Origin of the sequence: Curtobacterium sp. Arg-1 (genome assembly GCF_025643395.1) — a bacterium.
GTDB lineage: Bacteria > Actinomycetota > Actinomycetes > Actinomycetales > Microbacteriaceae > Curtobacterium > Curtobacterium poinsettiae.
This window is the reverse complement of sequence record NZ_CP095731.1, coordinates 3,104,557-3,116,289: the sequence shown is the minus strand read 5'-3', so window position 1 is coordinate 3,116,289 and position 11,733 is coordinate 3,104,557. Positions and strand designations below refer to the sequence as shown.

At 71.8% G+C, this 11,733-nt stretch carries 13 protein-coding genes and 2 pseudogenes; 4 read left to right on the top strand and 11 right to left on the bottom strand.

Annotated elements, in window-relative coordinates:
- Nucleotides 1–43: 43 nt before the first annotated feature.
- From MXD64_RS14905 to MXD64_RS14890, 4 genes and pseudogenes are all read right to left on the bottom strand, one after another.
- Nucleotides 44–193 (bottom strand): annotated as a pseudogene (locus MXD64_RS14905) (DivIVA domain-containing protein); the annotation flags it as partial.
- Nucleotides 194–202: 9 nt separating this feature from the next.
- Nucleotides 203–298, bottom strand: a pseudogene (locus MXD64_RS14900) (DivIVA domain-containing protein); the annotation flags it as partial.
- 53 nt (nucleotides 299–351) lie between these two features.
- A complete protein-coding gene (locus MXD64_RS14895; RefSeq protein ID WP_056069993.1) occupies nucleotides 352–696 on the bottom strand; it encodes a hypothetical protein in 345 nt (114 codons plus the stop codon).
- Between the two features lie 145 nt (nucleotides 697–841).
- The gene (locus MXD64_RS14890; protein ID WP_263136706.1) at nucleotides 842–1,699 is read right to left on the bottom strand and encodes an alpha/beta hydrolase; all 858 of its coding nucleotides are present in this window, start codon (nucleotides 1,697–1,699) and stop codon (nucleotides 842–844) included.
- Nucleotides 1,700–1,824: 125 nt separating this feature from the next.
- On the opposite strand from MXD64_RS14890, the gene MXD64_RS14885 reads away from it, so the two are divergent.
- The 4 genes from MXD64_RS14885 to MXD64_RS14870 all read left to right on the top strand — a co-directional run bounded on the left by MXD64_RS14885 (nucleotide 1,825) and on the right by MXD64_RS14870 (nucleotide 4,437).
- Entirely contained in the window at nucleotides 1,825–2,412 is a 588-nt protein-coding gene (locus MXD64_RS14885; protein WP_140448778.1) for an LppP/LprE family lipoprotein, read from the top strand.
- Nucleotides 2,413–2,485: 73 nt separating this feature from the next.
- A complete protein-coding gene (locus tag MXD64_RS14880; protein WP_071251256.1) occupies nucleotides 2,486–3,517 on the top strand; it encodes a YeiH family protein in 1,032 nt (343 codons plus the stop codon).
- A gap of 78 nt (nucleotides 3,518–3,595) precedes the next feature.
- Nucleotides 3,596–4,207, top strand: coding sequence for a hypothetical protein (locus MXD64_RS14875; protein WP_263136705.1), 612 nt, complete (start codon nucleotides 3,596–3,598; stop codon nucleotides 4,205–4,207).
- Nucleotides 4,207–4,437: a helix-turn-helix domain-containing protein gene (locus tag MXD64_RS14870; protein WP_262117992.1), complete on the top strand. Its 231-nt coding sequence runs from the start codon at nucleotides 4,207–4,209 to the stop codon at nucleotides 4,435–4,437. The genes MXD64_RS14875 and MXD64_RS14870 overlap by 1 nt, the downstream gene beginning before the upstream one ends.
- 17 nt (nucleotides 4,438–4,454) lie before the next feature.
- On the opposite strand, the gene MXD64_RS14865 is transcribed toward MXD64_RS14870, so the two are convergent.
- Genes MXD64_RS14865 through rutA form a run of 7 tightly spaced genes read right to left on the bottom strand, consistent with a single transcriptional unit; the run spans nucleotide 4,455 to nucleotide 11,718 of the window.
- Nucleotides 4,455–5,273: a GntR family transcriptional regulator gene (locus MXD64_RS14865; RefSeq protein WP_262117991.1), complete on the bottom strand. Its 819-nt coding sequence runs from the start codon at nucleotides 5,271–5,273 to the stop codon at nucleotides 4,455–4,457.
- Nucleotides 5,270–5,902, bottom strand: coding sequence for a TetR/AcrR family transcriptional regulator (locus MXD64_RS14860; RefSeq protein WP_017886847.1), 633 nt, complete (start codon nucleotides 5,900–5,902; stop codon nucleotides 5,270–5,272). The genes MXD64_RS14865 and MXD64_RS14860 overlap by 4 nt, the downstream gene beginning before the upstream one ends.
- Nucleotides 5,899–6,522 carry an isochorismatase family protein gene (locus MXD64_RS14855; protein ID WP_262117990.1) on the bottom strand — a complete coding sequence of 208 codons (624 nt, stop codon included), beginning with the start codon at nucleotides 6,520–6,522 and terminating at the stop codon, nucleotides 5,899–5,901. The genes MXD64_RS14860 and MXD64_RS14855 overlap by 4 nt, the downstream gene beginning before the upstream one ends.
- Before the next feature lie 46 nt (nucleotides 6,523–6,568).
- Nucleotides 6,569–8,026 carry an MFS transporter gene (locus MXD64_RS14850; protein ID WP_263136704.1) on the bottom strand — a complete coding sequence of 486 codons (1,458 nt, stop codon included), beginning with the start codon at nucleotides 8,024–8,026 and terminating at the stop codon, nucleotides 6,569–6,571.
- Between the two features lie 43 nt (nucleotides 8,027–8,069).
- Nucleotides 8,070–9,713, bottom strand: coding sequence for an amidase (locus tag MXD64_RS14845; protein WP_263136703.1), 1,644 nt, complete (start codon nucleotides 9,711–9,713; stop codon nucleotides 8,070–8,072).
- The gene (locus MXD64_RS14840; protein ID WP_263136702.1) at nucleotides 9,710–10,621 is read right to left on the bottom strand and encodes a carbon-nitrogen hydrolase family protein; all 912 of its coding nucleotides are present in this window, start codon (nucleotides 10,619–10,621) and stop codon (nucleotides 9,710–9,712) included. The genes MXD64_RS14845 and MXD64_RS14840 overlap by 4 nt, the downstream gene beginning before the upstream one ends.
- A complete protein-coding gene (gene rutA / locus MXD64_RS14835) occupies nucleotides 10,618–11,718 on the bottom strand; it encodes a pyrimidine utilization protein A (protein ID WP_263136701.1) in 1,101 nt (366 codons plus the stop codon). Before rutA ends, MXD64_RS14840 begins: the two co-directional genes overlap by 4 nt.
- Nucleotides 11,719–11,733: the final 15 nt, after the last annotated feature.

The window sequence follows — 11,733 nt, the reverse complement described above, 5'->3', positions numbered from 1 at the left end:
GCGGTCACCTGCACCGCCGGTGACCGTTTCAGCGGGCGCCGTGCTGGCGCAGTGCGACGACGACCTCGTCGAGGAAGTCGTCGACCTGCCCCTGGTCGTACCCCTCGCGGAACTTCGTCGGCTGGAACCGCACATCCATGACCTGTTCCGGCGTGAGCGGGTCGACGGGCCGCCGCTGCTCGTACCCGGTCAGGGTGGCCTGGATCCGGTCGAGGAACGCATCGACCTGGCGCTGGTCGTACCCGTCGCGGAACTTGGTCGGCCGGAACCGCTTCTCGGACACCTCTCGTGCGAGCATGTGCTCCCCCTTCTGTCTGTCCGGCAATGCTCCCACGGGCCGGTTGCCGAGGGTCAGCGCTGCGGCGTCCGCTTGCCGAACAGTGCGTCGAGGAACCGCGAGAACCGGGACTCCGGCTCGTGGATCGTCTCGATCGAGCGGGTCGGCGACCGGAACGCCAGGTCGTGCAGCATGTTCCGCTTCGAGCCGTCCCAGTTCGCGAACAGGTAGGTCCCGCCGATGAACGACATGCTCCGGACCGGCGCGCGCTTCCACGAGTCGGCAGCCACGTAGTACCCCGCGTGGCCGGCGCGGATGTGCTGGATCACGGTGTCCACGTCGATGACACCGGTCGGTGTCACGACGGCGGTGATGCCCGTGCGGTCGCGGGCGACGTACTCGATGAGGTGTTCGGTCACGATGGAACTCTTCGTCACGGTGGTGAGGCGCCACGGGGGAAGCGTGGCGAAGGGGATTCGGAACCGCCGTTGCTTCCGTTCCCAGAGTACGTCCGCCTCGGGCGCGGCGTTCCCCGATGTCCGCCGTTCGTCCGTGGAAGAGCGCTCAGCGGATGGGCGTGTGGTGGTCGGGCGTCCGGTGGTCGGGTGTCCGATCCGCCCACGCGGCGATGCGGTCGATCGCGTCGTCGAAGTCCCGCGTGCCGGGTCGGTTGAGGAACGCGTGACGGCTGTCCGGCAGGACGTGACGTTCGACGGGGACGCCCGCGCGCTCGAGCTCGCCCGCGAAGCGTTCCCCCGACCCGCGCATCACGTCCCGCTCGGCGTCGACCATCAGGGTGCGAGGGAACCGGGTGAGGTCGTCGGACGCCGGGTAGACCGCAGCGGGGTGGCCGCCCGCGTACGCCCGGTTGCTCAGGTCCAACAGCACCGGGGCGTGCGTGAACCACCGGTGTCCGCGGACGAGTCGCCGCACCGCCCGGTCGCGGGGGAGTCGGGCGTGGAAGAACCCGTAGGTCAGCACGAGGCCGACCAGTGCCGGGGCGGTCGCGACCGCGGAGGCCGCCAAGCACGCACCGGCGCTCGCTCCGCCGAGCAGCAGGCCCGAGGGTGCCTCGTCGCGCAGGTGGTGGAGGACGGCGACGATCTCGTCCCGCGCGTGGGGTGCCCGCCGTCGCCCACGTGGTCCACCCCGGCCGAGCCAGGGCAGCCCGGGCAGCGGTCCGAGGCGGTAGCCGACGGTCACGGCCGGCAGGCCGCGCGCAGCGAGTGCCCGTGCGACGGCGTCGGACTCGGGCAGTTCGAGGTCGCCTCGGAAGAACCCGCCACCGTGGACCCAGACCAGGGTCCGGGCTCCCGTGCTGGCGCTCGGATCGGCCGGTCGGTACCGACGGACGGGGACCGGCCCGTGTGGTCCGTCGATCTGGTCGTCCCGGACCTCGACCCGGACGGTCCCCTGGTGCATCCCCCGCATGGGAGCAGTGTGGCAGCACGCCGGCGGACGACACAGTCGCACCGCTGCAGCGTCCGGAGGGACACATCCCGGTAACGATGCGGGCGACCGTTCGGCGGCGCAGGCAGCGTGGAGGGATGCGCCTGACGAGAACCGCCCTGATCCTGACCACTGCGACCCTGGCCGCACTGCTGACGGGGTGCTCCGGCGCGGACGGGGCGGACGGCAGCGCGGCGACCCCGACCGTGACCGAGACCGTCACCGCCCCGCCCTCCGACGCCGCGAGCACGCCGACGCCGACCCCGACCCCGACCTGCGGGCCGACGAGCGGCGCCGAGGCTGCTGCCGCGGGCATCGCGGCCCTGCCGCTGCCCGCCGGACTCGAGGACGCGAAGTGGGACGCCGCGAACGCCGACTACTCCGGCTACGACGCCTGCGCGCCGCTGTCCTGGTCCGTGGTCGAACCCGAGTTCGCCACAGCCGGCTCCCCGTACGCGATCCTGCTGTTCCACGAAGGCCGGTACCTCGGCACCGCCACTGCCGAGCAGTACGCCTTCGAGCCGACCATCGAACGACGGAGCGAGTCGGCCGTGACGGTGACCTACAAGTTCGCGAAGGCGGGCGAACCGAACGCAGCACCCTCCGGCCGGACCACGGCCACCTTCACCTGGAACGACGAGACCGGCCGCGTCGACATGACGGGTGACACCCCGCCCGCTCAGTGACGATCGGGCGCTGCCCGTCGCGGTGACGCCCGTTCCGCGAGCGCGGCATCTGCCGGCACGACATGCTGTCCTCATGCAGTCCGTCCGTGCAGCCGCCCCCGGTGTCGCCCTCGCCGTCGCGATCGGCATCGTCGCCACCCTGGTCGGCCGGGTCGTCCCGGTGGTCGGCGGCCCCGTCCCCGCCGTCCTGATCGGTGCCGTGGTGGGGTGGCTCGTCCGGCGTCGCACCGGTGGCACACTCGCGGTGCTCGCCCCCGGGGTGAAGTTCTCGTCCAGCCGGGTGCTGCAGTTCGCGGTGGTCCTGCTCGGCGCGCAGCTGTCCATCGGCGAGGTGCTGCGCATCGGCGGTGAGACCCTGCCGGTGATGCTCGCGACGCTCGTCGTCTGCCTGGTGGCCGCGTGGGGGATCGGTCGACTGCTCCGGGTGTCGGGCGCGCTCCGCACCCTGATCGGTGTCGGGACCGGCATCTGCGGCGCCTCGGCGATCGCCGCCGTCACGCCGATCATCGGCGCGGTGAGCGCCGACGTTGCCTACGCGATGTCCACGATCTTCCTCTGCAACATCGCCGCCGTCTTCGCCTTCCCGCTGCTCGGGCACGCCCTCGGCCTCAGCCAGCACGCCTTCGGCGTCTTCGCGGGCACCGCCGTGAACGACACGTCGTCCGTCGTCGCCACCGCGACCGTCTACGGTCGCCAGGCGACCGACACCGCGGTCGTCGTGAAGCTGGTGCGCACCCTGATGATCATCCCGATCGTCATCGGGCTGGCCGGGCTGGAGGCCCGCCGCGCCTCCCGCGAGCAACTCGCCCCCGCCTCGGGGTCGGGCCGCGGATTCCGCGTGTTCCGCTTGGTGCCGTGGTTCCTGATCGGGTTCCTCGTGGTGGTGCTGCTCCGGACGGTCGGGGTCCTGCCCGCGTCCGTGGCACCGGGGTTCGCGACCGCCGCCTCGTTCCTCATCACGGTGGCGCTCGCCGCGATCGGCTGCTCGACGGACTTCGCGGCGCTGCGACGTGCCGGGTTCCGTCCGATGCTGCTCGGCATCGCGCTCTGGGTCCTGGTGGCGGGGACGAGCCTCGGCGTGCAGGCGGCGTTCGGGCTGCTGTAGGGGCTTGCCCGAGCCGGACCCATCGTTTATCGTTGCATCGAAATTCGATGGTATCGATGATCGACAGGGGAAGCAGCCATGACCACACCCGTCTACGAACCGCCCCGCGGGCGGAACTCCTACTTGGCCTACGTCGTTTCGTGCGCCATCGGCATCGTGTTCGTCGTCTGGCGGTACGTCGAACAGCTCGTCCAGTCGATCACCTCGGGCACGGTGGCGGTGCCGATCCGGATGCGTGAGACGAGGGCCGTCCCGCAGCCCCCGGGTGGCGCGACGGTGACGTCCGACCAGCTCGTGCTCCGGGCGCCGGTCGCCGACCTGCCGGGTGGTGCGATCGGGTGCATCCGCGTCGGCGACGCCCTCGAGGTCCTGCTCGTTAGCGTCCTGATCGCCCTGGTGGCGGCGGTGGCCTGGAAGATCTCGCGCGGCGGGCTCTTCGACCGCTCGACCACCCGGATCCTCGACTGGCTCGCCGGCGCGGTGCTGGCCGCCGGGTTCCTGCCGTCGTTCGTCCGCCGGATGGGGTGGAACTGGGTCGTGTCCGGGCTCGGCTGGGACGGGTACCTGCCCACGCCGGTGGTCGATCACCAGTTCCTGCCCGTGTACCTCGGCCTGCTCGTCGTCGTCTGCTTCCGGTTCGCGCTCACCGCCTCGCAGCGGATGGTGCGGGACCAGGCCGGGCTGGTCTGATGTCCCCGGAACAGGAGGACGGCCACGCGGTCGTCTGTCACCTCGACGATCTGCTGGCCGCGCGGGGGATGACCCTGACCGAGCTCGCCGACCGCGTCGGTGTGACCGTCGTCAACCTCTCGGTGCTCAAGAACAACCGGGCCCGCGCGATCCGGTTCTCCACCCTCACCCGACTGTGCGAGGTGCTCGGCTGCCAGCCGGGCGACGTCTTCTCGGTGCGCACGGACTGACGATCCCCGCCCGTGCCTCACGTGATCCGGGAGTCGATCACCGCCCGGTCGCCGCGGTACCGCGAGAACCCGTACTCGACGGGTTTCCCGTCGGCCAGGCACATCAACCGTTCGATGTGGAAGATCGCCTGGCCGGGATCGATGTCGAGCAGGTCGGCCGTCCACTGGTCGGCGTTCACGGTGCTCAGGAGCAACCGTCGTGCCTCCGGCCGCGCGCCGGCCTTCCTGACGAGCACGTCCGGCACGTACTCGGTGAGCGGTTCGGCGACCAGGTCGGGGAAGCGCTCGTGTGGGACCCAGCTCGTCCGGACCCGGCTCGGTTCGCCGTCGAACGAGATGAGGCTCTCGACGAAGAAGGCGCTGCTGCCGGTCATCTCCAGGTTGCGCCGGACGGTCTCCGGCGCGGTCACCTGCTGCACGCACAGGTGCACGATGCTGAGCCGGGGCGACTCGAACACGCTGCCCCCTGCCGTCTCGCCGTAGATCGTGACCTCGTCGGACGTGCGGGCCAGGCTCACCGAGGCGACGGGCCGCACACCGAACGTGCCCGATCGCGGCGCACGGGTGAGCAGCCGTTGTTCCTTGAGCAACGCGAGGGCAGCCCGCAGGACGTTCCGCGTCGTGCCGTACAGGTCGAGCAGCTCCCACTCGTACGGCAGCGGACCGGTGAACCGCCCCGCGACGATGTCGGCGCGGATCAGGTCGGACACCTGGCGGGCCGCGTCGGAGCGTCGGTTGAACCCGATCCAGTGACCCGGTGCCGACGGAGTCGTCCCGACCCCCATGTCGGTCCAGGCAGCGGACGGGGCGAACCCCTCCGGCACGGTCCCGGTCACGAGGCCACCCCCACCGTCGACAGGTCGCCGGTCCAACCGGCCCACCGCAGGAACTCCCGGGCCAGCCGCACCGGGTAGTCGGGCGCCCGGATGTCGAGCGAGACGAACACGCGTCGGTAGAACGTCGGCCCGCCGAGCAGGTCCACGGCGATGCCGAGGTCGACGTCCGGTCGCAGATCGCCCGCGTCCATCGCCCGCTGCAGCATCGCGTTCACCCGGAGCCGCCGGTCCAGGTGCCACTCGGCCACGGCCTCGGCGACCCGCGGCTCGTGCGACGCGGTCTCCACGATGAGCGGGAGCGCCCGACCGACCGGCGTCGCGACGAGGGCGTGCACCCATCCCCGGGTGAGGCCCAGGACACCCGCGGCGATGGGGACATCCTGCACCGTCGGGATGTGCTCCTCCATCAGACGGATCACGGTCTCGGTGAGCAGGACCTCCTTGCTCGACCACCGCCGGTAGATCGTCGCCGCACCCACGCCGGCCGCGTCGGCGACGGCCCGGATCGTGAACGCCCGGGGGTCGCCCTCGGCCAGGATCTCGACACAGGCGGTGTACACGGACTCGCCGACGGCGGCGCTGCGCGGCCGGCCCCGGACCGGCGCCTCGATGCGCGTCGTGGTGCTCATGCCGCGTCCCAGTGCTCGAGCACCTGTTCCATCGGCCAGACCTCGCCGATCTTGGCGGCGATGTCGAACAGGTTCGCCTCGTGCACGCTCGGCAACCGGTCGCCGACGGCTTCGCGCACGACGATCGGGACGAAGCCGTGCTGCATGGCGTCCGTGGCGGTCGCGCGGATGCACCCGCTCGTCGACAGCCCCGCGATGAAGAGCGTGTCGACGCCGCGGGCGACGAGGTCGGCGGCCAGGGACGTGCCGAAGAACGCGCTCGGGTACTGCTTGGGCACCACGGTGTCGCCGTCGAGGGGTTCGAGCCCGTCGACGAACGCCCCCGTGGACGCACCCGGCAGGTACGCGGCGAGTGCCGGCACCTTGCGGAAGAACACGCCGGCGTTGGACCCGTCGGCCGAGAGCGCCATCGTGGTGATCGCCACGTGCACCCCGGCTGCCCGAGCGGCGGTCGTGAGCTCCCGCATCCGTTCGACGGGTTCCTCGACCCCCGCGTAGAGCCCGCACTCGGGGTCCACGTACGCGCGGACCGGGTCGACGACGACGAGCGCAGCGCGTCGTCCTGGCTGCAGCGTGCCGGTGAAGCCGGCTGCCGCGTAGTCCTGGTGGTCGTCGGTCATGGTGTCCTGCTTCCGTCGTGGGTGGTCGTTGCCAGGGTGAGGACGGTCACGTGGACGCCCCCGGCTCGGGGAGGGGACCCGACCTGTCGGGTCGGAGTGGCGCCTCCCGGTCGGGAGGCCCGAACGGACCGAACGCGACGATGAGCGCCCCCAGGGCCGCGCAGCCGGCGAACGTCAGCGCCGCGGCGCGGACGCCGTCGACGAACACCTGGACGTCGCCGGACGGCAGGCTGAGCAGGCTGCCGTCGTAGGCCGCGGCCGCCTGCGCCGCGGACAGGCCGCCCGTCGCGATCGCGAGGCCGAGTGCCGTCGAGAACAGGAAGCCGGCGTTCTGCAGGGCCGACCGGATGGCGTTCGCGATGCCGCGGCGGTGCTCCGGGACGCGGGTCATCAGTGCCGACGTGCTCGGCGTCATGAACACGCCCGTGCCGACCCCGACGGCGCCGAGGCCGGTGGCGGTGACGGCGTAGGCGTCGCCGTCGGCGAGGGACACCGCGAGCACCGCGGCGCCGAGCGCGATCAGGAGCATGCCGATGGTCGACAGCGTCCGCGCGGCGACCCGACGGGCGAGGAAGCCCGCGCTCACCGCTGCGACCGTCGTGCCGATGGGCGTGGGCAGCACCCAGAGCGCGGCGTCGACAGCGTCCTTGCCGTCGACGGCCTGGAACGACAGCGACGCCAGCAGGACCAGTGCGTAGCTGGACAGGGCGCACAGCCCGGCGGCGGAGAACAGGGTGATGGTGGTGCGGTCGCGGAAGATCGCCGGGTCGACGAGGGGGTGCGCGACCCTGCGCTGCGTCCACACGAACACTCCGCCGAGCACGACCGCGCCGGCGGTCATCCCGACGACGGGCACGGCCGACCAACCGATCGAGCCGCCGGTCGAGACCGCACCGACGAGCAGCCCGACGGCCGCGACGGACAGGACTGACCCCGGCACGTCGAGGCGCTCGCCGGAAGGGGGACGCGTGCTGTGCGGGATCAGCCGGAGCGACCAGATGAGTCCGGCCAGTGAGATCGGCACGCCGGCGAGGAAGATCCACCGCCACCCGAACGACTCGGCGACCAGCCCGCCCACGACGGGCCCGATGACCTGGCCCACCGCGGCGACGGTGGCGTTCAGGCCGAGGCCGAGCGACAGGATCGACTCCGGGAAGACATCGGTGAGCAGCGCGGTCGTGTTGGTGACGATCGCTGCCGCCCCCACGCCCTGCACGAGTCGGGCACCGAGCAGCACCGCGGCGTCCGGGGCGAAGCCGCAGGCGAGGGAGGCGAGCAGGAAGACGAGGATGCCGGCGATGTACAGACGGCGCCGACCGACGAGGTCGGCGATGCGCCCGAAGACCAGGATGAGGGGGGTCGTGGTGAGCATGTAGCTGAGGAGCACCCAGCTGGACTGCACGGCGCTGGCGTCGAGGTCACGGCTGACGTCGGGGAGCGCGATGAGGAGCGCGCTCGAGGAGATGAAGACGAGGACGACGCTCAGGCTCGACGCGCAGAGCACCTGCCAGGCGCGTCGCCGGGCGGCGCCCTCGTCGATGGTGCGGCTACCGATCGGTCGGCCCTCGCACGGCGGACGACGGCGGCACCAGGCGGTGGTGCGTCGTGACCCGCTGGAAGGCGGAGGCCGCGGACAGCACGAGGCGGTCGTCCCACGGCCGCGCGACGAGCTGCACGCCGACGGGCAGGCCGTCCGGCGCGGTGCCCGCCGGCATCATCAGCGCGGGGAACCCGACGTAGTCGAACAGCCGGGTGTTCCGGGGGATGACGTCGTGCAGGTTGAACCGCTCGCCGTCGACCGACATCGTCAGGTCGTCGAGTCGCGGGGCGGTGGCGCCGATCCCGGGGGTGAGCACCACGTCCACGCCGGCCTCGTCCATCCGCGCGACCATCGCGGCCTGCACGAGCGGGCGACGGCGGAGTGCCCGGAGGTAGTCCGCCGCGGTCGGCAGGAACGAGACGTCGAACCGCGCGCGGGTGCCGGCGTCGAACAGGTCGGCCGTGTCGGCGTTGGCCTCCTGGTTCGCGGCGAGCTCCCCGTAGAACACCGTCCAGCACTCGGAGTCGATCGACTCCAGGTCGTCGAACTCGATCGGCACGAGTGTCGCGCCGAGCTCGCGGAAGCGCTCGACCGCCGCGGCGTGTGCGTCGAGCACCGCGCGGTCGACGCGTTCGGTGAACCAGTCGAGCGGGACCCCGATCCGGAGCCCCTCGACCCGTTCGGGCGCGGCCTCGATGAGCGGCACGGTGGCAAACGTCGTCGGGTCCTCGCCGTCGGAGCCGGCGATGACCGCCAGGACGAGGGCGAGGTCCTCGGCCGAGCGTGCCATCGGGCCGACGTGGTCGAGCGTCCACGACAGGCTCGCGACCCCGGTGCGCGGCACGAGGCCGTACGTCGGCTTGATCCCCGTGGTCCCGCAGAGGGCGGACGGGACGCGGATCGATCCGCCGGTGTCGGACCCGAGCGCGAGCGGGACGATCCGGGCGGCCAGCGCCGAACCCGACCCGGTCGAGGAGCCACCGGTCCAGCGCTCGGGGTCCCACGGGTTCCGCACGGCGCCGTACCGGGCGTTGTGCGGCCCGCCGCAGGCGAACTCGGTGGTGGCCGCCGTGAACACCGGGATCGCGCCGGCGGAGCGGAGCCGAGCCACGACGGTGGCGTCCTTCGGGGCCACACGGTCACCGGTCTGGAGCGAGCCGCTCGTGACGATCGTCCCCGCGACGTCGATGATGTCCTTCACCGCGAACGGGATCCCCTCGAGCGGTCGGGCGTCGTCGTCCGCCCAGCGGCGGGTGGACTCGGCGGCGGCTTCCTCGGCCCCCTGCACCAGGCGCAGGACGGCATCGGACCAGACGTCGTCGCTCGTCCAGTGCGGGGCGAGTGCGGCGAGGACCTCGGAAGGGGTCGTGGTGCCGGACCGGTACGCGGCGAGGAGTTCGACGACCGAGGCGCCAGCGGGGTCGGTGGCAGCCCGGCACACCGCCAGGTCGTCGTCCGGACCGGCAGCGGTCGGCGCCGGGGCCCCGTCGATCGCCGCGCCGAGGAGCCGGCCGAACAGCTGCGCGCTGTGAGCCGGTTCCGCGGGCAGCGCCGACGGAGCCGCGGGCAACGGGTTCGCGCGACTCGCGGCCAGCGCGCGGTCGAGCTGCGGTGCGATGGTGCCGCGGACCAGGGCGGCGACGTCCGTCACGCGGGGACCGCCGCCGCTGCGTGGGCGTCGGCGAGGTACCGGAACACCCCGGGCTGCCGGTCATGTCCGAGCGGGAAGTCCCGGCGGGCTGCCGCGACCTCGCCGACGTCGATGGTGGCCTGGATGATCGGTCCCGCCTGGTGGGCGGGGGCCGAGACGACCAGGTCACCCCGTGGTGAGACGACCGAGGACCGACCGAAGTAGCTGACGGTCTTGCCGTCGACGGTCTCTTCGCCGCCGCGGTTCGGGGCGAGGACCCACGTCTGCGTCTCGAGCGCACGGACCTGCAGTTCCTGGGTGAACAGGGTCTCGCGGAAGCCCATCGACGACACGAGCACGAGCATCACCTCGGCTCCGGCGGCACGTGACGCGAGCCAGTACTCGGGGAAGCTCCGGTCGTAGCAGATGAGCATGCCGAAGCGGGTGCCGAGCGCGTCGAACACGACCGGTCCGGCACCGGCGGCGAAGTAGTGCTTCTCGTCGACGTCGGAGATCGCGTTCGTCGGGATCGACGTCTTGCGGTACGACGCCACGCGGTCGCCGTGCACGTCGGTGCCGTGCACGAGCGTGCCGTCGGCGTCGATGAGCACCGCGCTGTTGTACTGCGCGTCGCCCGCGTCCTCGTAGAGACCGAAGGCGACGGCGGTGCCCAGACGCTTCGCCGCGCTCGCGAAGCGGGCGGTCGCCGGACCGGGGACCGGCTGTGCCCAGGACTTCCGGCTGTCGTTGACCACGCCGCAGAAGTAGGGCGTGGTGCAGAGCTCGGGGAACACGACCAGGTCGGCACCCTCCGCGGCCTGCTCGAACAGGGCGATGAGTTCGTCGAGTGCGGTGTCGCCGTCAGCGGGGGTCTCGCCGGCCTGGACGACCGCGACCTCGATGACCGGTCGGCTCGCGGCGGCGCTCATGCGGTGACCGCGCTCGGAGCAGCGGACGCGATGCCCTCGCGGGTGCGCATCAGCGGCTGGATGCGGGTGCCGAAGTCGTCCATCCCCTGCAGGAAGTCGTCGAACACCAGCATGATGCCCTTGGTGCCCTCGACGGCGGCGGCTTCGTCGAGCATCGCGGCGACGTGCTCGTAGGAGCCGACGAGCGTGCCCATGTTCATGTTCACGGCCCCCTCGGGCAGCGAGATCCGCTTGGCCGTGTTGCCGTCCTCGCCCTCGGCATCGGTGAGCGCCTGGCCGGTCATCCAGGCGATCGCCTCGACGTCGACCCCGTCGCTGTACCGCTCCCACTTCGCCTGGGCGGCCTCGTCGGTCTCGTCGGCGATCACCATGAAGAGCACGTAGGAGCCGACGTCACGGCCGGTCTTCTCGCGTGCCTCGAGCAGGGCCTGGTTCTGTTCGGCGTAGGCGGTCGGGGTGTTCACACCGACGCCCATCGAGAAGTTGTAGTCCGAGTACTCCGCGGCGAACGCCATGCCCTGGGACGACTGACCGGCCGAGACGATCGGGATGTGCGACGTCGGCCGCGGCAGCATCCGGCAGTCGTCCATCTGGAAGTACTCGCCGTGGAAGTCGCTCCGGCCGGTCTCCCACAGCTCCTTCATCACCTGCATGTACTCGGTCTGGTACGCGTAGCGGCGCTTGAAGTGCACCTCGTCACCCGGCCACAGGCCCATCTGGTCGTACTCCGCCTTCTGCCACCCGGCGACCAGGTTCAGCCCGAAGCGGCCGTGCGAGATCGAGTCGACGGTCGCCGCCATGCGTGCCGCGATCGCCGGCGGGATGGTCAGGACGGCGGTCGTCGCGAACAGGCGGATCCGTTCGGTGCGGGCGGCGAGACCGGCCATCAGGGTGAAGGACTCGAGGTTCTCGTCCCAGAAGCCGCTCGGGCCACCGAAGCCGCGCAGCTTGATCATCGACAGGGCGAAGTCGAAGCCGTACGCCTCGGCCTTCTGCACGATCTCGAGGTTCAGGTCGAACGACGGCTTGTACTGGGGCGACGTGGTGGAGATGAGCCAGCCGTTGCTGCCGATCGGGATGAAGACTCCGATGTCCATGGGGAACTCGCTTTC